At 68.0% G+C, this 19273-nt stretch carries 16 protein-coding genes and 1 pseudogene; 8 read left to right on the top strand and 9 right to left on the bottom strand.

The window, feature by feature from the left end:
* Nucleotides 1-76: 76 nt before the first annotated feature.
* Nucleotides 77-271, bottom strand: a pseudogene (locus tag U5805_RS23535) (hypothetical protein); the annotation flags it as partial.
* Here U5805_RS23535 and U5805_RS23540 point away from each other — a divergent pair.
* Nucleotides 189-2021, top strand: a complete 1833-nt coding sequence (locus U5805_RS23540; protein WP_415914650.1) for a M48 family metalloprotease — start codon at nucleotides 189-191, stop codon at nucleotides 2019-2021. The pseudogene U5805_RS23535 and the gene U5805_RS23540 sit on opposite strands and share 83 nt — an antisense overlap.
* A 15-nt stretch (nucleotides 2022-2036) precedes the next feature.
* On the opposite strand, the gene U5805_RS23545 is transcribed toward U5805_RS23540, so the two are convergent.
* From U5805_RS23545 to U5805_RS23570, 6 genes are all read right to left on the bottom strand, one after another.
* Complete coding sequence (locus U5805_RS23545; protein ID WP_322105913.1) at nucleotides 2037-2651, bottom strand: DUF2946 family protein; 615 nt, start codon at nucleotides 2649-2651, stop codon at nucleotides 2037-2039.
* Entirely contained in the window at nucleotides 2644-3732 is a 1089-nt protein-coding gene (locus tag U5805_RS23550; RefSeq protein WP_322105914.1) for a YheT family hydrolase, read from the bottom strand. The genes U5805_RS23545 and U5805_RS23550 overlap by 8 nt, the downstream gene beginning before the upstream one ends.
* A gap of 19 nt (nucleotides 3733-3751) precedes the next feature.
* Nucleotides 3752-4198: a nuclear transport factor 2 family protein gene (locus tag U5805_RS23555; protein WP_322105915.1), complete on the bottom strand. Its 447-nt coding sequence runs from the start codon at nucleotides 4196-4198 to the stop codon at nucleotides 3752-3754.
* Nucleotides 4199-4580: 382 nt separating this feature from the next.
* Nucleotides 4581-5606 carry a lipopolysaccharide heptosyltransferase II gene (waaF, locus tag U5805_RS23560; RefSeq protein WP_322105916.1) on the bottom strand — a complete coding sequence of 342 codons (1026 nt, stop codon included), beginning with the start codon at nucleotides 5604-5606 and terminating at the stop codon, nucleotides 4581-4583.
* A gap of 352 nt (nucleotides 5607-5958) precedes the next feature.
* Nucleotides 5959-6153 (bottom strand): zinc-finger domain-containing protein, encoded by a 195-nt coding sequence (locus U5805_RS23565; RefSeq protein ID WP_322105917.1) that lies wholly within the window; start codon nucleotides 6151-6153, stop codon nucleotides 5959-5961.
* Nucleotides 6154-6215: 62 nt separating this feature from the next.
* Nucleotides 6216-7136 carry a branched-chain amino acid transaminase gene (locus U5805_RS23570; protein WP_322105918.1) on the bottom strand — a complete coding sequence of 307 codons (921 nt, stop codon included), beginning with the start codon at nucleotides 7134-7136 and terminating at the stop codon, nucleotides 6216-6218.
* 529 nt (nucleotides 7137-7665) lie between these two features.
* On the opposite strand from U5805_RS23570, the gene U5805_RS23575 reads away from it, so the two are divergent.
* The 7 genes from U5805_RS23575 (at nucleotide 7666) to U5805_RS23605 (ending at nucleotide 16421) form a co-directional block, all read left to right on the top strand.
* Entirely contained in the window at nucleotides 7666-8865 is a 1200-nt protein-coding gene (locus U5805_RS23575) for a phosphoglycerate kinase (RefSeq protein WP_322105919.1), read from the top strand.
* 420 nt (nucleotides 8866-9285) lie between these two features.
* On the top strand, nucleotides 9286-10722 hold the full coding sequence (gene pyk / locus U5805_RS23580) for a pyruvate kinase (RefSeq protein ID WP_322105920.1): 1437 nt from the start codon (nucleotides 9286-9288) through the stop codon (nucleotides 10720-10722).
* A 451-nt stretch (nucleotides 10723-11173) separates the two neighbouring features.
* The gene (fba, locus tag U5805_RS23585) at nucleotides 11174-12238 is read left to right on the top strand and encodes a class II fructose-bisphosphate aldolase (RefSeq protein WP_322105921.1); all 1065 of its coding nucleotides are present in this window, start codon (nucleotides 11174-11176) and stop codon (nucleotides 12236-12238) included.
* Between the two features lie 219 nt (nucleotides 12239-12457).
* Nucleotides 12458-13348, top strand: a complete 891-nt coding sequence (locus U5805_RS23590) for a phosphoribosylaminoimidazolesuccinocarboxamide synthase (protein WP_322105922.1) — start codon at nucleotides 12458-12460, stop codon at nucleotides 13346-13348.
* 30 nt (nucleotides 13349-13378) lie between these two features.
* Complete coding sequence (purE, locus tag U5805_RS23595; RefSeq protein WP_322105923.1) at nucleotides 13379-13897, top strand: 5-(carboxyamino)imidazole ribonucleotide mutase; 519 nt, start codon at nucleotides 13379-13381, stop codon at nucleotides 13895-13897.
* A 213-nt stretch (nucleotides 13898-14110) separates the two neighbouring features.
* On the top strand, nucleotides 14111-15340 hold the full coding sequence (locus tag U5805_RS23600; RefSeq protein ID WP_322105924.1) for a 5-(carboxyamino)imidazole ribonucleotide synthase: 1230 nt from the start codon (nucleotides 14111-14113) through the stop codon (nucleotides 15338-15340).
* Between the two features lie 13 nt (nucleotides 15341-15353).
* The gene (locus U5805_RS23605; protein WP_322105925.1) at nucleotides 15354-16421 is read left to right on the top strand and encodes an L-threonylcarbamoyladenylate synthase; all 1068 of its coding nucleotides are present in this window, start codon (nucleotides 15354-15356) and stop codon (nucleotides 16419-16421) included.
* Nucleotides 16422-16559: 138 nt separating this feature from the next.
* On the opposite strand, the gene U5805_RS23610 is transcribed toward U5805_RS23605, so the two are convergent.
* Together U5805_RS23610 and U5805_RS23615 are read right to left on the bottom strand one after the other, a co-directional pair.
* On the bottom strand, nucleotides 16560-17945 hold the full coding sequence (locus U5805_RS23610) for an SGNH/GDSL hydrolase family protein (protein WP_322105926.1): 1386 nt from the start codon (nucleotides 17943-17945) through the stop codon (nucleotides 16560-16562).
* Between the two features lie 196 nt (nucleotides 17946-18141).
* Complete coding sequence (locus U5805_RS23615) at nucleotides 18142-19173, bottom strand: sterol desaturase family protein (RefSeq protein WP_322105927.1); 1032 nt, start codon at nucleotides 19171-19173, stop codon at nucleotides 18142-18144.
* Nucleotides 19174-19273: the final 100 nt, after the last annotated feature.

Raw genomic sequence — 19273 nt, forward strand, 5'->3', positions numbered from 1 at the left:
TCGCGGCGGACGGCCACCGGGCTAAAATCCGTCGAATCGGCGCGTGCGAATCGAACCCTTTCGAGCCTCGGCGGGTTCAGGCGTTTTCGCGCGCCGCGCCCGTGTCCCGCTTTTCCGATCCCGACCCGATCCCGACATCGATGCGTCCGAAACGGCTGCTTGCTGCCTGGTTGTGTGCGTCGCTCGCGGTGCCGCCGCAAGCGTACGCGCAGGCGTCCGACGCAAGCGCCCCGACGAACGCCCCGACAAGCGCCCCGACGAACGCCCCGACGAACGCCCCGACAAGCGCCCCGACAAGCGCCCCGACAAGCGCCCCGACAAGCGCCACCGTGCTGAACCTCGGCGCGGCCGCGCCCGGAAACCGTTCCACCGGCGCTCCGTCCACGAACGCCGCGCTCGCCGCGAATGCGCCCGCGCTGGTCAGCGGCCCGCTCGACGACGCGGCCGATCCCGTCGTCCCGGCCTCGATTGCGCAAGGCGTGTTCGGCACCTACGGCGGCGCGCAAAGCCGCTTTTCCGGGCGTGCCGGCGCGATGGACGACGCCGGCGCCCGCACGCCTTCCTGGGTTCCGCAATTGCCCGATCTCGGCGACGGCTCGGGCGGCTCGCTCACGCCGCAGGCCGAGCGCCGCATCGGCGAGCGGGTGATGCGCGAGATTCGCCGCGATCCCGATTATGTCGACGACTGGCTCGTGCGCGATTACCTCAATGCGGTCGCGTCGCGGCTCGCCGCCGCCGCGAGCGCCCGGTTCATCGGCGGTTATCGGCCCGACTTCGACATCTTCGTGATGCGCGACGGCCAGATCAACGCGTTCTCGCTGCCGGGCGGCTTCATCGGCGTGAACACGGGGCTGATCGCCGCCACGCAAACCGAATCCGAGCTGGCTTCCGTGCTCGGCCACGAGATGGGCCACGTATTGCAGCGGCACATCGCGCGCATGCTCGCGCAGAACGAGCGCGACGGTTACGCGGCGCTCGTGGGCGTGCTGTTCGGCATTCTCGCGGGCGTGCTCGCGCACAGCGGCGACCTCGGCAGCGCGATCGCGGTCGGCAGCCAGGCGTATGCGATCGACAGCCAGTTGCGCTTTTCGCGCGCCGCCGAGCACGAAGCCGATCGCATCGGGTTTCAGTTGCTCGCGGGCGCGGGCTACGATCCGTGGGGCATGGTGGCGTTCTTCGAGCGGCTCGAGCGCGCGTCGATGGGCGACGCCGGCGTGCCGGCCTATGCGCGCACGCATCCGCTAACGGGCGAGCGCATCGCCGACATGCAGGACCGCGCGCGCCGCGCCGCTTATCGTCAGCCGCGCCAGGCGCCCGAATTCGGTTTCGTGCGCGCGCGCGTGCGCGTGCTGCAAGACCGCTCGCGCTTCGAATACGTCGACGAAATCGCGCGTCTGCGCTCCGAAATCGACGATCGCACCGCGCTCAACGTGGCCGCGAACTGGTACGGCATCGCCGTCGCGCAAACGCTGATCGAGCAATACGACGACGCGCGCACGTCGCTCGCCGCGGCGCGCGCGGCGTTCGCGCAATTCGAGGCCGCCGACGGCAGCAAGACGCGCAATTCGCCGAGCCTCGACGTGCTGCCGGCCGAGATCGCGCGTCGCGCGGGCCGCACCGACGAAGCCGTGCGGCTCGCGCAGGCCGCGCGCAAGGCGTGGCCCGCGTCGCACGCGGCCGCCGACACGTTGCTGCAAGCGCTGCTCGCGGCGCGCCGCTTCAATGAAGCGCAGGCGCTCGCGCGCGCCGAAACCGAGGCCGAGCCGCGCCAGGGCGCGTGGTGGTTCTATCTCGCGCAGGCGAGCCAGGGTCTGGGCGACACGCTCACGCAGCATCGCGCGCTCGCGGAAAAGCTCGCGCTGGACGGCGCGTGGCCTTCGGCGATCCGGCAACTGAAGGAAGCGCGCGACATGAAGTCGGTGGGCTACTACGATCTTTCGACGATCGACGCGCGTCTGCACGACTTCGAGTCTCGCTACAAGGAGGAACGCGAGGACGAGAAGGACCAGAACCGCGGCTGAGCGCGGCGTGCGGCGTCAGCCGCGTTGCGGCGCGGGCGATCCGGCGCGCTCGTCGGCGCGATGTTCCGCGTTGGCCGGGCTTGCCACGAAGTGAAAACGCGCGGGCACGTCGGCGCGAAGAATCGGCTGCAACGGCAACGCGACGCCGGCGCGCCAGTGGAACGTGCCGCTTTGCGCGTCGTCGCCGAGAGTCGCGTGTTCGGCGAAAAGATCGAGGTCGTGATCGTGCAGCAGCGCGACGCCGCGCGGACCGCGATCGGCGAACAGGATGCTGCCCGCTTCGTCCAGCCACGCCGCCGCCGGTTCGAACGTCGCGCCCGCCTGGTCGGTCAGCGCGAGCGTGCCGTCCGGCGCGGCCGCGAGGCGCACGATCCACGGCGTGTATTCGAGTTCCACGTACACGCGCTGCGGCCCGTTCTGGAAATACCACTGGCCGTGCTCGTCGCGTTCGTAATTGCGGTTGATGAAGCCGAGCAGCGCGTCGTGGCGAATCGGCGTGCCGGGCGCGTTCTGCGCCTGGGCGGCTTCGTCGCGCATGCGCCAGTTGCCGCGCGCGTCGAGCAGCAGCCAGCCCGTGCAATGCGGGACGTTGGGCCAGCGCGCGAGCGCCTGTTTAACGATGTCATCCATGAGAAGCGAAGGGCGAAATTGACTGCGACAGATACCCGAATACGCGCTCCGCGAGCCAGTGGCTGCGCCCCGGAAACGGTCCCGTCATGAAGCCGACATGACCGCCGTGCTCGGGCTGATCGAGTTCGACGGCGCGGCTCACTTCGTGGCGCGCGGGCAGCGCGTGGTCGGGCAGGAACGGATCGTTGCGCGCGTTGAGCACGAGCGTGGGCACGACGATCTCGCCGAGCAGCGGGCGGATCGTCGCCTGGGTCCAGTAATCGTGCGCGTTGCGAAAGCCGTGCAGCGGCGCGGTGACCACGTTGTCGAATTCGAACATCGTGCGGCTCGCGAGCACCGCGCGCGCGTCGAAGAGTCCCGGATACTGCTCGAGCTTCTGGAGCGCCTTGACCTTGAGCGTCTTGAGAAAGCTGCGCGTGTAGATCATGCCGAAGCCGCGCCCGAGCATTTCGCCGCCCGCATGCACGTCGAGCGGCGCCGAGATCGCGGCGGCGGCGGTGACGATCGAGGCGTCCTCGCGGCGCTGCGCGAGCCAATGCAGCAGCACGTTGCCGCCGAGCGAGACGCCCGCGACCACGAGCGGCCCGGCATGGCGCGCGGCGAGGCGGCGCAGCACCCAGTCGACTTCGGCGGAATCGGCGAGATGGTAGAAGCGCGGCAGCAGGTTCAGCGGCCCGCTGCAACTGCGAAAGTGCGGGATCACGGCGTGCCAGCCGCGCGCGTGCGCGGCGGCCGCGAAGGCGCGCGCGTAATGCGAGCCCGAGCCGCCTTCGAGACCGTGGAACAGCACGAAAAGCGGCGCCGTGGGGCCGGCGTTCATGCCGTCCACCCAGTCCACTTCGATGAAATCGCCGTCGGGCGTGTCCCAGCGCTCGCGCCGGTAGGCGGGCAGCGCAAGGCGCGAGAACAGCGCGGGGACGATGGTCTGGACGTGCGAGCCGGGCAGCCAGAACGGCGCGCGATAGCTCGAGCCGACAAAGCCCGAAGCGCCGGCTTTGCCCGACGCCGCCGAGGCGCCGCAGAGCCCGCCCGCGACGTGAATCACCTCGTTGTGTTCGCGGGTGTCGTCGGTCGTGCTCATGACTGCCTCCGTGCTCTCGTCAGTGCAGCGCGCCCTGGCCGTGACGCAGCTTCGCGGAGAACTGCGTCGCCGCCTCGTCGGGCATGCGGCTCGCGTGAATGTGCGCGATGCGCCATTCGCCGCGTTCGTGAACCATCACATAGGTCGTGAAGACCATCGCCGGGATGGCTGCCGGGTCGACCGGGCGGTGCGCCTCCACGATCGCGTAGACCACCGTGCCGAGACTGTCGTACACGCGGATGTCGAGCGGCTCGATCGACACGGGCGCCGCTTCGAGCTGCGCGGCGAGCCCCGCGCGAATGTTCGACAGGCCGTGCAGATGCGAGCCGTCCGCGCTGATGCAGCTCACGAACTCTTCATCGATCCACAGACCCATCAAGCTGTCGATGTTGACTTCCGCGACAGCCTGGTAGTACGCGTTGAGAGTGTCCGCGGCAGCTTCGAAGATGTGGGCAAAACGTGGCATGGCTCGTTGGTCTGATGCGTCCAGTGTCGTGGCGGATGCGGCCGGTGGCGGCTGGGCGCGGGTTGGCGATTCGTCGGTCGCGGCGCTCGCGGTTTCACGAGCTCGATGATCGGTTCGGCGGCTGCCGCGAGCATGCCGGCGCCGCGAGGCACGACTGTGACGGCAACACCGTCACGCGAAGGCTTCGAGGCACGCGGCCGGCGGTGCGGGCCGCGGCTTTCGCCACGATCTTCACCGCGCCGTCAGGATCGCTGTTCGCCTATTTGGCGCGCGGCCCAGGCACGCTGTCCGTGGCATGGCGCACATCCGCGCTGCGTTGTGCCGCGTTGTGCGTTTTGCGCGACGGCGTGGCAGCGCCGCGGCATGCGCCGGACTTCGCGCGTCAGCGCTGGCCGAGCAGCATGCCGCGCAAGTCGCCGAAAACCTGCTCCGGGCTTAGTTCGCGCAGGCAGTTGTGATGCCCGAGCGGACATTCGCGCGCAAAGCAGGGACTGCACTCGAGATGGAGCCATTGTACCTTTGCAAGCTCCGACAAGGGCGGCGTGTGGCGCGGATCAGTCGAACCGTAGAGCGCGACGAGCGGCCGGCGCAGTGCGGCCGCCACGTGCATCAAGCCCGAATCGTTGGTGACCACGGCGTTCGCGCGCGAGATCAGCGCGCACGCCTCGCCGAGCGCCGTCTGGCCGCACAGGTTGCGCACGTTCGAGGCGCGATCGGCGATCGCCTGCGCGAGCGGCGCGTCCTTGGGCGAACCGAGCGCGACGATCTGCGTGTACGGAAACGACTGGCCGACCATCTTCGCGAGCGCCGCGAAATGCTCGGGCGGCCAGCGCTTGGACGGCCCGTATTCGGCGCCGGGGCAGAACACTAGCAGCGGCACGCGCGTGTCCAGATTGAAGCGCGCCGAAACCCGCGACGCCTCGTTCGGGTCCGATTCGAGGCGCGGCATCGGCAGGTCGTCGGGCACCGTGGCGCCGGGCGCCCACGCGAGCGCGGCGTAGTGCTTCACCATCGGCGGACGCTCGTCTTTCGGCGGATTCGCGTGGCGCACGTTGAGCAGCCCGAAGCGATTTTCGCCCGTATAGCCGATGCGCAACGGAATGTTGGCGAGCCACGGGATCAGCGCGGACTTGAGCGAATTCGGCAGCACGTAGGCGGCGTCGTAGCGCTCGCTGCGCAAATCGCCCGCGAGCTGCCAGCGGCGCAGCAGTTGCAGCTTGCCGTGCGCGAGGTCGGTGGCGTAGACGTCGCGAATCTCGGGCATGCGCTCGAGCACGGGCGCGACCCAGGTGGGTGCGAGCGCATCGATTTCGATACGCGGATGCAGTTTCACGAGCCGCGAGAAAAGCGGCTGCGCCATCAGTGCGTCACCGATCCAGTTCGGTGCGATTACCAGCGCGCGGCGCATCGGGAGTCAGGGTCCGGGGTGGTCGAGGTTGCGCGCGGCCGGTGAGCGTGAGCCCAGCTTGAACCCTCTGCGGGGCTTCGGAACGCGCGAAACGCGGTGTTGGAAAAGGGCCGAAACAAAGCGTCGGGCCGGGGCGTGACGATAAACCAGGCGACATCGGGGCCACAGGCCGGGTGAGCCGGACCCGCCGCGCGCGCCTCGACGGCAGCGCCATGCGGCGGGCGACCGGCGCGGGCGACCGGCGAGGGCGACCGGGGCGCGTGACCGCGAGGGCGACAGGCGAGAACCGGCAGGGCAGCCGGGGGCGACGCGCTTTTGGCGCACGTGCGCCGCGCCCGCGCCCCGCGCGGCCTCAATGACCGTGTACGACCTCGCCCGCGCGCAGCGTGTAGCGCGTGCTGCAATACGGGCATTTGGCTTCGCCGTGCGTCACGTCGAGAAACACGCGCGGATGATTGCTCCAGCGCGGCATCGACGGGTTCGGGCAGTAAGCGGGCAGATCCTTGGCCGAAAGTTCGACCAGCGGCATTTCCTTGATTTCGCTCATGAGGACGATTCTCTGTATGGCTGTGAGGGCGGCGGGGCCGGGCGTGCGCGAACGTCGCGCGCTCAGACCTTCGCGAGCCAGTGCGCGTATTTGTCGTTCTTGCCCGCGACCACGTCGAAGAACGCCGATTGCAGCTTCTCCGTGATCGGGCCGCGCGCGCCGCTGCCGATCGTGCGATTGTCCAGTTCGCGGATCGGCGTGACTTCGGCGGCGGTGCCGGTGAAGAACGCTTCGTCGCAGGTGTAGACCTCGTCGCGCGTGATGCGTTTCTCGATCACGGGAATGCCCATGTCGCGCGCGAGCGTGATGACCGTGTCGCGCGTGATGCCGTCGAGGCACGAGGCGAGGTCCGGCGTATAGATCTTGCCGTTGTTCACGAGGAAGAAGTTTTCGCCCGAGCCTTCGGAAACGTAGCCGTCCACGTCGAGCAGCAGCGCTTCGTCGTAGCCGTCGGCCACCGCTTCCTGATTCGCGAGGATCGAGTTCACGTACCAGCCGGAAGCCTTCGCGCGCACCATCGACACGTTCACGTGATGGCGCGTGAACGACGACGTCTTCACGCGGATGCCCTTGGCGAGACCGTCTTCGCCCAGATACGCGCCCCACGGCCACGCGGCGATGGCCACGTGAATGGTGTTGCCCTTGGCCGACACGCCGAGCTTTTCCGAGCCGACCCAGATGATCGGGCGGATGTAGCACGATTCGAGCTGGTTCGCGCGCACGACTTCGAGCTGGGCGTCGGCGAGCGTTTTCGCGTCGAACGGCACGTCCATCTGGAATATCTTGGCCGAATTGAGCAGACGCTTGGTGTGCTCGGCGAGACGGAAGATGGCGGTGCCGTTGGTCGTCTTGTAGGCGCGCACGCCTTCGAAAACGCCCATGCCGTAGTGCAGCGTGTGGGTCAGCACGTGGATGTTGGCGTCGCGCCACTCGACGAGCTTGCCGTCCATCCAGATCTTGCCGTCGCGGTCGGCCATTGACATACGATTCTCCAGGCGAGTTGCGGAATACGGTGTGAGGACGCCGAGGCGCGGCACGCGGGCCACGGCTGGCAAAGACGGCTATTTTAGCGTCATTTGCCGCTCGATCGTGCATCCGCCGCGCGCCCGCGTGCCGTTGCGGGCGCTTGCAGCGGGCTTTTGCGGGGAATTTGCAACAGCCTGCGCCGGCCGGCAGCGGCGCGACCGCCCCGCGCGGCGCGCTCCCGCATGTTGCGCTGCAACACGGCCGCGGCGCGAGCAGGGCGGAACGCAGGCCGGCTCGCCCGGCGCCTCCCAAATACGGGACATTCGCCAGGCACATCTCAGATCGTCCTGGCTATCGGCTAAAATACCGGTCTCGCAATTCGATGCCGGCGCGCGCCAGCGACGGGCAGCGACCCGGAACCGCGCTTCGAGACACCGCGCTCCGGCTCCCGCGCCGTGCCGTTGAGCCGTCTTGCCGTGCAGGCCGCGCCCGCGCGGCGTCCGCATCGCCTTGCCACCGCCTTCCCACCATCAAGATGACATGCCCATGAACAAGGTTCTGCGTCTTTCCGATCTGATCTCCGAAGGCAAGCTCAAGGGCAAGCGCGTGTTTATCCGCGCCGACCTGAACGTGCCGCAGGACGACCACGGCAACATCACCGAAGACACCCGCGTGCGCGCTTCCGTGCCGGCCATCAAGGCCGCGCTGGATGCGGGCGCGGCCGTCATGGTCACCTCGCACCTGGGCCGCCCGACCGAAGGCGAGTTCAAGCCCGAAGACTCGCTCGCGCCGGTCGCGAAGCGTCTGGCCGAACTGCTCGGCCGCGACGTGCCGCTCGTCGCGAACTGGGTGGAGAACGGCGTGAACGTGGAGCCGGGCAACGTCGTGCTGCTCGAAAACTGCCGCGTGAACAAGGGCGAAAAGAAGAATTCGGACGAGCTTTCGCAGAAGATGGCGAAGCTTTGCGACATCTACGTCAACGACGCGTTCGGCACCGCGCACCGCGCCGAAGCCACGACCTACGGCATCGCGAAGTACGCGCCCGTTGCCTGCGCGGGCCCGCTGCTGGCCGCCGAACTGGACGCGCTCGGCAAGGCGCTCGGCGCGCCCAAGCGCCCGCTCGTGGCGATCGTCGCGGGTTCGAAGGTGTCGACCAAGCTCACGATCCTCAAGTCGCTCGCCGAGAAGGTGGACCAGTTGATCGTCGGCGGCGGCATTGCCAATACGTTCATGCTCGCGGCCGGCATGAAGATCGGAAAGTCGCTCGCGGAAGCCGATCTCGTGGACGAAGCGAAGGCGATCATCGAAGCGGCGCGCGCGCGCGGCGCTTCCGTGCCGATCCCGACCGACGTGGTCACGGCGAAGGAATTCTCGCCCACGGCCAAGGCCGAAACGAAGAACGTGGCCGACGTCGCCGACGACGACATGATTCTCGACATCGGCCCGGTCACGGCCAACGCGCTCGCCGCGCAGCTCGCGCAGGCGGGCACGGTCGTGTGGAACGGCCCGGTCGGCGTGTTCGAATTCGACCAGTTCGGCAACGGCACGAAGACGCTCGCGAGCGCCATCGCCAATTCGGGTGCGTTCTCGATCGCGGGCGGCGGCGACACGCTCGCGGCCATCGCCAAGTACAACATCCACGACAAGGTGAGCTACATCTCGACCGGCGGCGGCGCGTTCCTCGAGTTCCTCGAAGGCAAGAAGCTGCCGGCCGTGGAAGTGCTCGAAACGCGGGCGGCCGGTTAAGTGGCCCCGCGCGCCCCGGCCGCCAAGGCGGCGAAGCTGACGAACCGGGCAACGAATCGGGCAGCGAATCGTGCAACCCCGGCGGCGAAACCCGCGGGCGCCGCGCCTCCCCGAGCCGGCAGCCCCGCCGCCCGGCCCTCGGCAACGGCGGCGCGCGAGCAGCACGGCGAAGGCGTCGATGCCGTCACATCGGCGCCGCGCGAAACCCTGGAAGCCGGGCGCACGGCCGCGCCCGCATCGCCGCCCCGTAGCGCGAGCGCATCGAATATCAGCAACGCCGCGCCTTTCGCGGCGCCCTCCAAGAAAGCGACGCCGGGCACAACCGGTGCGCGCCCTGGCATGGCCGCAGCCGCGGTCCAGCCAGCCAGCTCTTCTCGCAGCAACGGTTATCCCAGCGATTCTTTCCAGACGAGGAGACTCATGCATCGCGCCACCAAGATTGTCGCCACCATCGGCCCGGCTTCCAGTTCGCCGGACGTCCTGCAGAACATGATCCGCGCGGGACTGGACGTGGTGCGCCTCAACTTTTCGCACGGCACCGCCGACGACCACCGTCAGCGCGCGGAAACCGTGCGGGAGTGCGCCCGTCAGGCCGGTCGCCAGGTCGCGCTCATGGCCGACCTGCAAGGCCCGAAAATCCGCGTCGGCAAATTCGAGAACGGCAAGGTCGCGCTCGAGCCGGGCCAGCCGTTCATCCTCGACGCCGCTTGCGAGCTGGGCAACGAGGAACGTGTCGGCCTCGACTACAAGGATCTGCCGCGCGACCTGAAGCCCGGCGACGTGCTGCTGCTCAACGACGGCCTGATCGTGCTGGACGTCGCGCGCGTGATCGGCAGCGAGATTCACACGGTCGTGCGCGTGGGCGGTGACCTGTCGAACAACAAGGGCATCAATCGCCAGGGCGGCGGCCTCACCGCGCCGGCGCTCACGGCGAAGGACATGGAGGACATCCGCACGGCGATGTCGCTCGGCGCGGACTTCGTGGCCGTATCGTTCCCGAAGAACGCCACCGACATGGAAATGGCGCGCCAGCTCGCCAACATCGCGGGCGCGCCCTACGGTATCAAGCCGAAGATGATCGCGAAGATCGAGCGCGCCGAGGCCATTCCGGCGTTGCAGGAAATTCTCGATTCGTCGGACGGCATCATGGTCGCGCGCGGCGACCTGGCCGTGGAAGTGGGCAACGCGGCCGTGCCGGCGCTACAAAAGCGCATGATCCGCATGGCGCGCGAGTCGAACAAGCTCGTCATCACGGCCACGCAGATGATGGAGTCGATGATCCACGCGCCGGTGCCCACGCGCGCCGAGGTGTCGGACGTCGCCAACGCCGTGCTCGACGGCACCGACGCGGTGATGCTTTCGGCCGAATCGGCGGCGGGCAAGTACCCGGTGCAGACGATCGAGGCGATGGCCGCGATCTGTCTCGAAGCCGAAAAGTCCGAGCAAAGCGAGCTGGACAAGGATTTCCTCGACCGCACGTTCACGCGCATCGACCAGTCGATCGCCATGGGCGCGCTGTTCACGGCATTCCATCTGGGCGCGAAAGCGATCGTGGCGCTCACCGAGTCGGGCTCGACGGCGCTCTGGATGTCGCGTCACTGGACCCATGTGCCGATCTTCGCGCTCACGCCGCGCGAAGGCAGCGAGCGGGCAATGTCGCTCTATCGCAACGTCACGCCGCTGCACCTCGACACGAGTTCGGACCGCGACACCGCGCTCCAGCAAGCCGTGGAAGTGGTGGTGAGCAAGGGTTACGCGGCGCGCGGCGACATGATCGTGCTGACCGTGGGCGAGCCCATGGGCCAGCCCGGCGGCACCAACACGCTCAAGATCGTGCGCGTGGGCGACGTGTTGTAAGCCCAGGCCGTCTTTCCCGCGCCGGCCCCGTCGTCTCTCGAGCCTTTCGAGTCTTTCGAGTCTTTGAGACGAACCGGGCCGGCGCGCGGCATCTGCTCCAGCTTCGCCGGTCCAACGCACCGGCGGAGATCCTCGCTGGTATCACATTGGTATCTAATTGGCTTCCGATACGTGCTAGTTGAGCCCGTTTTCGCCGCTGATAGCATGCCGATGCGGGGGCCTGCGTGCGCGCACTGTCAATCGGTTTTGCGTTTTTTCGCACTTTTGACGTTCCGACACGCCAATTTCATGCCAGTTACGCGATTGGGGCCGGGGAACGCCCGCGCTTCGCGATAAAATCGCGCCATTGAGCCCGCGACGAGCGGCGGGCGGCGGCTGCCAGGCCGCCTCGACCGGTTGCACAAGACAGCCGGCGGCACGAAGCATTTCGTTTCAAATCAAAGGAGTAACAATGCCTCTCGTTTCAATGCGTCAACTGCTCGACCATGCGGCTGAACACGGTTACGGCTTGCCGGCGTTCAACGTGAACAATCTGGAACAGGTTCAGGCGATCATGGAAGCGGCCAGCCAGGTCGGTTCGCCGGTCATCATGCAGGCTTCGGCCGGTGCGCGTAAATATGCGGGCGAAGCCTTCCTGCGTCATCTGATCGAAGCGGCAGTGGAAGCGTATCCGCATATTCCCGTCGTGATGCACCAGGATCACGGCCAGTCGCCGGCGGTGTGCATGGCCGCGATTCGCAGCGGTTTCACCAGCGTCATGATGGACGGCTCGCTCGAAGCCGACGGCAAGACGGTCGCTTCGTACGACTACAACGTGGCGGTCTCGAAGCAGGTGGTGGACTTCTCGCATTCGATCGGCGTGACGGTCGAAGCGGAACTGGGCGTGCTCGGTTCGCTGGAAACGATGAAGGGCGACAAGGAAGACGGTCACGGCGCCGAAGGCACGATGACGCGCGAGCAGCTTCTGACCGACCCGGAGCAGGCCGCCGACTTCGTGAAGGCCACGCAATGCGACGCGCTCGCGATCGCCATCGGCACCTCGCACGGCGCCTACAAGTTCTCGAAGAAGCCCACGGGCGACATTCTCTCCATCGCCCGCATCAAGGAAATCCACGCGCGCATTCCGAACACGCACCTCGTGATGCACGGTTCGTCGTCGGTGCCGCAGGAATTGCTTGCCGAAATTCGCGAATTCGGCGGCGACATGAAGGAAACCTACGGCGTGCCCGTGGAGGAAATCCAGGAAGGCATCCGTCACGGCGTGCGCAAGATCAATATCGACACCGATCTGCGCCTCGCGATCACCGGCGCGATCCGTCGCTATATGTACGAAAATCCGTCGAAGTTCGACCCGCGCGACTACCTGAAGCCGGCCCGCGAAGCCGCGAAAAAGGTCTGCGTCGACCGCTTCGTCGCGTTCGGCTGCGAAGGCCAGGCCGGCAAGATCAAGCCCGTCGCGCTCGACAAGATCGCGGAGAAGTACAAGTCGGGCGAACTCGCGCAGATCGTTCGCTGACCGGCGTGACGTAGGCGGGCGTTTGCGCGCTCCGCCTACGCAAATGCAGGAAAACGTCGCCGTTTCCGCCAGTTTTGGGGAAACGGCGATGAGCTTTTTGGCCTGTTTTGGTTTACCCTCGCAATACTTTCCGGGTTCGGGCCGTCCCAGAGCGGCGTTTTGCCTTCGGATCTGGTCCGTTTCGATAGTTCTCGATTGTCCTTTTAGCGAATCACGACGATGTCTACCCTCTACGAATCCACGCTCCGCTCGCTGCCGCTGCTCGGCCGCGGCAAGGTCCGCGACAACTACGCCGTGGGCGACGACAAGCTGCTGATCGTCACCACCGACCGTCTGTCGGCGTTCGACGTCATCATGGGCGAGCCGATTCCGCGCAAGGGCGAGGTGCTCAACCAGATGGCCGACTTCTGGTTCGAAAAGCTCAAGCACGTCGTGCCGAACCACCTCACGGGCGTCGCGCCCGAAACCGTGGTGGCCGCCGACGAAGCCGAACAGGTGAAGGGCCGCGCCGTGGTGGTGAAGCGCCTCGAGCCGATCCTCGTCGAAGCCGTGGTGCGCGGCTATCTGGCCGGCAGCGGCTGGAAGGACTATCAGGCGACGGGCGCCGTGTGCGGTGTGCAACTGCCGCCGGGCCTGCAAAACGCGCAAAAGCTGCCCGAGCCGATCTTCACGCCCGCCGCGAAGGCCGAAATGGGCCATCACGACGAGAACATCACGTACGACGAGATGGAGCGCCGCATCGGCACCGAACTCTCTCGCACGATCAAGGAAATCTCGATCAAGCTGTACAAGGAAGCCGCCGACTACGCGGCCACGCGCGGCATCATCATCGCCGATACGAAATTCGAATTCGGTCTCGACAACCACGGCAAGCTCTACCTGATGGACGAGGCGCTCACCGCCGATTCGTCGCGTTTCTGGCCCGCCGACCAGTACGCGGTGGGTTCGAACCCGCCGTCGTTCGACAAGCAGTTCGTGCGCGACTGGCTCGAAACCCAGGACTGGAAGAAGGAGCCGCCCGCGCCGAAGCTGCCGGAGGACGTGATCGCCAGAACGTCGGCGAAGTATCAGGAGGCGCTCGAGCGCCTCACGGGCCAGAAGCTGGCTTAATTCAGCGTAAAGAAGGACGAAGGAAGCACAATGAGCGAAGTTCAGACGGCCCATCAGCATGCGGCGCCGCTCGTCGGCGTTTTGATGGGCTCCAGCTCCGACTGGGACACGATGAAGAACGCGGTCGCGATCCTCCAGGAGTTCGGCGTGGCGTACGAGGCGCGCGTGGTGTCGGCGCACCGCATGCCCGACGAGATGTTCGAGTACGCCGAAAAGGCGCGCGAGCGCGGCCTGCGCGCGATCATCGCGGGCGCGGGCGGCGCGGCGCATCTGCCCGGCATGTTGGCGGCCAAGACCACGGTGCCCGTGCTGGGCGTGCCGGTGGCGAGCAAGTATCTGAAGGGCGTCGACTCGCTTCATTCGATCGTGCAAATGCCCAAGGGCGTGCCGGTCGCGACCTTCGCCATTGGCGAGGCGGGCGCGGCGAATGCGGCGCTTTTTGCGATTTCGATCCTCTCGACAACCGACGCCGGGTACGCGAATAAGCTGGCTTCGTTCCGCGTGCGCCAGAACGAAGCGGCGCACGCGATGTCGCTGCCCGCGCTTTGAGCGGCAGGCACTGGCGCCGTCGAGCGTAGACTCAGAGCAGTTTGGGCGCGCGTTAAATTGCGTTCGAGTGAATTTAGGCGATGAAGGCGGCCGATGCCGCCACAAAGCTTCACCGTCCCGGCATGGCCGCCTGCGGCCGCCGCGACGTTAAACCTCGGCCTGGTCCGCGCGACGTTCCCCACACGCCGCGGCCAGCCGCGACCGACCACGAAGATGACTCCTGACAATTCTCCGGTTTCACCCATCCTGCCCGGCGCCTGGCTGGGCATGGTGGGTGGCGGCCAGCTCGGCCGCATGTTCTGCTTCGCCGCCCAGGCGATGGGCTATCGCGTCGCGGTGCTCGATCCCGACGCCGCGAGCCCCGCGGGCACCGTCGCCGATCGCCATATTCACGCCGCCTACGACGACGAAGCCGCGCTCACCGAACTCGCGCGCCTGTGCGCCGCGATCTCGACGGAATTCGAGAACGTGCCCGCCGGGAGCCTCGACACGCTCGCCAAAACCACGTTCGTGAGCCCCGCCGGCCGCTGCGTGGCGGTCGCGCAGGACCGCATCGCCGAAAAGCGCTTCATCGCCGCGTCGGGCGTGCCGGTCGCGCCGCACGTGGTGATCGAGTCGTCGGAGGCGCTGGCCGCCATCGACGATAAAACGCTCGCCGACGTGCTGCCCGGCATTCTCAAGACCGCGCGCATGGGTTACGACGGCAAGGGCCAGGTGCGCGTGAGCAGCGCCGACGAAGTGCGCGCCGCGCACGCGACGCTCGCCGGCGTGCCGTGCGTGCTGGAAAAGCGCCTGCCGCTGAAGTTCGAAGTGAGCGCGCTGATCGCGCGCGGCGCGAACGGCGCGGCCGTGGTCTATCCGCTCGCGCAGAACACGCACCGCAACGGCGTGCTTTCGCACACGATCGTTCCCGCGCCCGACGCGAGCGAGGCGCTGGTGGCGCAGGCCCAGCAGGCCGCGCTGCAAATTGCCGCGAAGCTCGGCTATGTGGGCGTCTTGTGCGTCGAATTCTTCATTCTGGAAGACGGCTCGCTCGTGGCCAACGAAATGGCGCCGCGCCCGCACAACTCCGGCCACTACACGACCGACGCGTGCGCCACGAGCCAGTTCGAGCAGCAGGTGCGCGCGATGACGGGCATGCCGCTCGGCGACACGCGCCAGCATTCGCCCGCGGTGATGCTCAATATTCTCGGCGACGTGTGGTTCCCGGCCGGCGCGGGCGAGGCGAAGGCGCCGCAAGGCCCGGTGTCGAACGCCGCCGCCGTGACGCCGCCGTGGGATCAGGTCGCGGCGATGCCGGCTGCGCGACTGCATCTGTACGGCAAGGAAGAGGCGCGTCCGGGCCGCAAGATGGGCCACGTGAATTTCACCGCGCCGACGCTCGACGAAGCGCGCACGGCCGCGCGCGACTGCGCGCGACTGCTGCATATCGCGACGAGCTGAGTTGAGCCGCATCATGTCCGACCCGCACCACGCTTCACGCCCCGCGCACGCCACGGCGCATCTGACCGACGCCGACATCGAGCAAGCGGCCGCGCTGCTCGACGCCGGCGAGCTGGTCGCGTTCCCGACCGAGACCGTCTACGGCCTGGGCGGCGACGCGGCCAGCCCGGAAGCGGTCGCGCGCATCTACGCGGCGAAAGGGCGCCCGGCCAATCATCCGGTGATCGTGCATCTGCCGCCGGGCGGCGATCCGCAATACTGGGCCGCCGAATGGCCCGAAGCGGCGCAAAAGCTCGTCGCGGCGTTCTGGCCCGGCCCGCTCACGCTGATCGTCAAGCGTCACGCGCGCATTCCCGACGCCGTGAGCGGCGGCCAGGATTCGGTGGGCTTGCGCTGCCCGTCGCATCCGGTCGCGCAGAAGCTGCTCGCGGCATTTTCGGCGCGCCGCGGCGGGCATGGCGGCGTGGCCGCGCCTTCGGCGAACCGCTTCGGCCACGTGAGCCCGACCACGGCGCAGCACGTTCGCGACGAATTCGGCGCGGCGGTTCATGTGCTGGATGGCGGCGCGTGCGATGTGGGCATCGAATCGACGATTCTCGATCTCTCGCGCGGCTTTCCCGCGCTGCTGCGCCCCGGCCACGTGAGCCCGCACGACATCGCACGCGTGCTGGGCGAGGCGCCGCGCCTGCCCGACGGCGGCGACGCCACGGCGCCGCGCGCTTCCGGCACGCTCAAGGCGCATTACGCGCCGCGCACACCGCTCGCGCTGCTGCCGTTCGAGGCGCTCGAACCGCTGCTGGCCGCCGCGCGCGACGCGGGCGAAACCGTGGCGCTGGTGGCGCGCGCCTCGCGCGCGGGCGCGTGGGCGCAGGCGGCGAACGTGCATTTCGTCGGCGCGCCGGAGGCGCCGCCGCTTTACGCGCGCGAGCTGTACGGCTTGCTGCGCGCGCTCGACCGCGCGAACGTCTCGCGCATCCTCATCGAAAAGCTGCCCGAAACCATCGAATGGATCGCCGTGAACGACCGGCTGGGCCGCGCGGCGGCGGCGTTCGAGGCGCAGCAGGACGGCGCGTCCGACTAGCCGCGCGTCCGGGTCGCGTCGATAGCGTCGATGGAAAAACACCCCACGGACCGCAACGGTTCGTGGGGTGTTGCTTTTCGGGCGCGGCGCGGCGTTCGAGGAACGCCGCGCGCGTGCGCAGCGATGACGGCGGCAGCGTTACTGCGGCGCCTTGCCCACGCCGGCGGCGGCGAGTTGCGTTTCGACATATGCCGCGAACTGCGCGTGCAGCGCCGTGCCCGGATGCACCAGATCCGCGAACATGTAGGTGGTCGGCGCGTTGGCCGCCTTGAGCGTCTGCGGCGAGCAGAACAGCGAGCTGCCGAAGCTGCTGCCGTATGCGGCCGCGGCCGCCTGGAGCGTGGCGGCCGGTGCGGTGGACGGCAGGCCGAGCGTGGCCTGCGGGTTCGCGAGCGCGTAGTTGGCGGCGTTGGTTTCCATCTGCTGAAGGTTGCAGGCGGTGTCCGTGTTCGTCACCGTGAAGCCGAGGCTCGCGGCGTTCGTGATCGACGAGTCGATCCACGAGAACGTGTCGACCGGAATCACCTTCTTCGCGGCGATCGACGGCGCGAGACCCTGAAGCAGCGCGAGGTTGTAGGCGGCCGAGATCAGCGAAAGCGCCTGGTCGGGCGCGTTGGCCGCGCCTGGCGTAACGCCCAGCGCGCTGTCGGCGGCGAGCGCGGCCGGCGTCTTGCCGATGTCGGGCACCGTGACGACGACGACGACCTTCGGCGCGCCCGCGATCTGGGTATTCACGAGCGTCGAAAGCGTGCCGGCGGCCGTGACGACGGGCAGGAACGAAGCGAAGTCGGTGGCGGCGTTGGAATCGCTCTTGACGATCTGGAGCAGGATCGCGGCCGGCACGAGCGCGACGGCCTGCGCCTGCGTGAAGCCGCCTTGCATCAGCGTCTGCACGGTTTGCGCCTGGGTGGCCGGGTCGTTCACGAGCGTCGAGAACGGCGTGGCCGCGAGCGCGGCGGCGAACGCCTTCAGACCCGCCGCCGAATTGAGCGTCACCATGTCGAGAATTTCGTTCGCGCCGCCTTCGACGAGCACGATCTGGTTCGCGTTGAAGCTGCCGTGCTGCGCGAGGTATTGCTGAAGCTGCCAGGTGACGGGCTGCTCGCTCGCCGCCGGGATCGGCTGGGTGATGTCGGCCACGCCGCCCGCGGAAACCAGCGCGCCGCCCTGCGCGTAGTCGAGGCCGCCGGTGGCGGTAAGCGGCAGGCCGAAGCCGCCTTCGAACGCCGGCGTCAACGGGCTGCCGAAGTATTCCGAGACCTTCTGCGACCAGACTTCGCCGGGGTTGGTCGTGAAGCGGCCGCCGCCGAAGCCGGGCAGGATCTGCTCGGAGTAGGTGCCCGCGTCGGTCAGGCTCGTGCCGAACGCCACGACCTGCATCTTGACGCCCGAGGGCGGCGCGGCGCTCGCATTGTTGTCGCTGCCGCCGCCGCCACAGGCGGCGAGCAGGGCGAACGCCGCGCTCGCGGCGGCGATCTGGGTGGCGCGCAACAGCGTACGGTGTCCCGGTCCTTGATGCTTCATGTTCACTTCATCTCCTCTGTGTGTGGCCGCCATGCGGCCCGTGATGCCATGTCTTGATGCTGCGGCGTCGGGCGCGCGCGCCGTTTCGCCGATCGTGTTGTTGTGGATGCGCGGCGCGGCGCGCGACGCACCGCCGCCGCAACTGGCTTGCCCGGCGCACGTGCCGGGGGCCAAGGCCGTCAGACTACGCAAGCTCTCAGGTTCCAGGCGATTTCCACTGACCCTCGGTGTTGTTTTCCGGCACGATTGTAAGTCCTCGTTCAAGCGGTGAATCGAGCGTCGATTCGAGCGTGGATCGGAGCGTCGATGCGGGCGTGGATTCGCGGAGCGACGCAGGCGTCGTTCGAGCGGATTTCGCGTCGTGCCGCTCGCACCAGTCGGGCGGCGCGAACAGCGCCGCAAGGCGCGCGCCGGCGCCGCGCATACGCAGGAAGTCACGCGCCATCGCGCGCCATTCGTGGAACGTCGCCTCGAGCGGATTGTTCGATCGCAGCGGCTTGACGATGCCGTAGCGCGGCGGATCGCCGGCGTCCTCCTCGACGAAGCTGCCGAGCAGCCGGTCCCACACGGACAGCACGCCCGCGTAGTTGCGGTCGATGTAACGCGCGTTGCGCGCGTGATGCACCCGATGCATCGACGGCGTGTTGATCACGTATTCGAGCCAGCCGAGCTTCGGCACGGCCTGCGTATGCACGAAGAACTGGAATGCGAGATTGACGAGCACGATCGCGACGATCTGCGCGGGCGGGAAGCCGAGCAGCGCGAGCGGAATCCAGAAAAGCCACATGCCCGCGACCGGATACATGAGGCTTTGGCGGAACGCCGTGGAAAGATTGAGCCGCTCGGACGAGTGATGCACCCCATGCGCGGCCCACAGCCAGCGCACGCGATGGCTCGCGCGATGAAACACGTAATAGAGCAGGTCCTGCGCAACGAAAAGGGCGAGCCACGCGCCCACGCCAGGCCGCCATGCAATCAGCCGGTAATGATCGTAGACATAGGCGTAGACCGGCACGGCCACGAGCCACGCGAGCTTGTCGGCGCCTTGGTGCATGAGCGCGAGCGCGGCGTTGCAGAGCGTGTCGGGCCAGTGGTAGCGGGCGTTGTCGGGCGTGCCGTCGGCGTTCGTGCGCGCGCGGGTGCGCGCCAGATGCCACGCTTCCCAGCCGATGCAGGCGAGAAACACGGGAGCGAGGGCGAGCAGCAGCCATTGCGCGTCGAACTGCACGAACGTCGTCCTCCTTGTCCCGTAGGCGGCGCTGGGCGGCCAGCGCGGCGGTGTTGTCTCGTCGGTATCGTCTTGTCGGTCGTACGCGCGTATCGGATTT

It is taken from the genome of Paraburkholderia sp. J41, assembly GCF_905220235.1.
GTDB lineage: Bacteria > Pseudomonadota > Gammaproteobacteria > Burkholderiales > Burkholderiaceae > Paraburkholderia.

Excerpts from the sequence above, each read along its gene's own strand:
- purE (WP_322105923.1), top strand. The coding sequence starts at position 13,379 with ATGAGCGAAGTTCAGACGGCCCATCAGCATGCGGCGCCGCTCGTCGGC.
- U5805_RS23600 (WP_322105924.1), top strand. The coding sequence starts at position 14,111 with ATGACTCCTGACAATTCTCCGGTTTCACCCATCCTGCCCGGCGCCTGG.
- pyk (WP_322105920.1), top strand. The coding sequence starts at position 9,286 with ATGCATCGCGCCACCAAGATTGTCGCCACCATCGGCCCGGCTTCCAGT.
- U5805_RS23565 (WP_322105917.1), bottom strand. The coding sequence starts at position 6,153 with ATGAGCGAAATCAAGGAAATGCCGCTGGTCGAACTTTCGGCCAAGGAT.
- U5805_RS23545 (WP_322105913.1), bottom strand. The coding sequence starts at position 2,651 with ATGGATGACATCGTTAAACAGGCGCTCGCGCGCTGGCCCAACGTCCCG.
- U5805_RS23590 (WP_322105922.1), top strand. The coding sequence starts at position 12,458 with ATGTCTACCCTCTACGAATCCACGCTCCGCTCGCTGCCGCTGCTCGGC.
- U5805_RS23575 (WP_322105919.1), top strand. The coding sequence starts at position 7,666 with ATGAACAAGGTTCTGCGTCTTTCCGATCTGATCTCCGAAGGCAAGCTC.
- fba (WP_322105921.1), top strand. The coding sequence starts at position 11,174 with ATGCCTCTCGTTTCAATGCGTCAACTGCTCGACCATGCGGCTGAACAC.
- U5805_RS23605 (WP_322105925.1), top strand. The coding sequence starts at position 15,354 with ATGTCCGACCCGCACCACGCTTCACGCCCCGCGCACGCCACGGCGCAT.
- U5805_RS23555 (WP_322105915.1), bottom strand. The coding sequence starts at position 4,198 with ATGCCACGTTTTGCCCACATCTTCGAAGCTGCCGCGGACACTCTCAAC.
- U5805_RS23550 (WP_322105914.1), bottom strand. The coding sequence starts at position 3,732 with ATGAGCACGACCGACGACACCCGCGAACACAACGAGGTGATTCACGTC.
- U5805_RS23610 (WP_322105926.1), bottom strand. The coding sequence starts at position 17,945 with ATGAAGCATCAAGGACCGGGACACCGTACGCTGTTGCGCGCCACCCAG.
- U5805_RS23570 (WP_322105918.1), bottom strand. The coding sequence starts at position 7,136 with ATGTCAATGGCCGACCGCGACGGCAAGATCTGGATGGACGGCAAGCTC.
- waaF (WP_322105916.1), bottom strand. The coding sequence starts at position 5,606 with ATGCGCCGCGCGCTGGTAATCGCACCGAACTGGATCGGTGACGCACTG.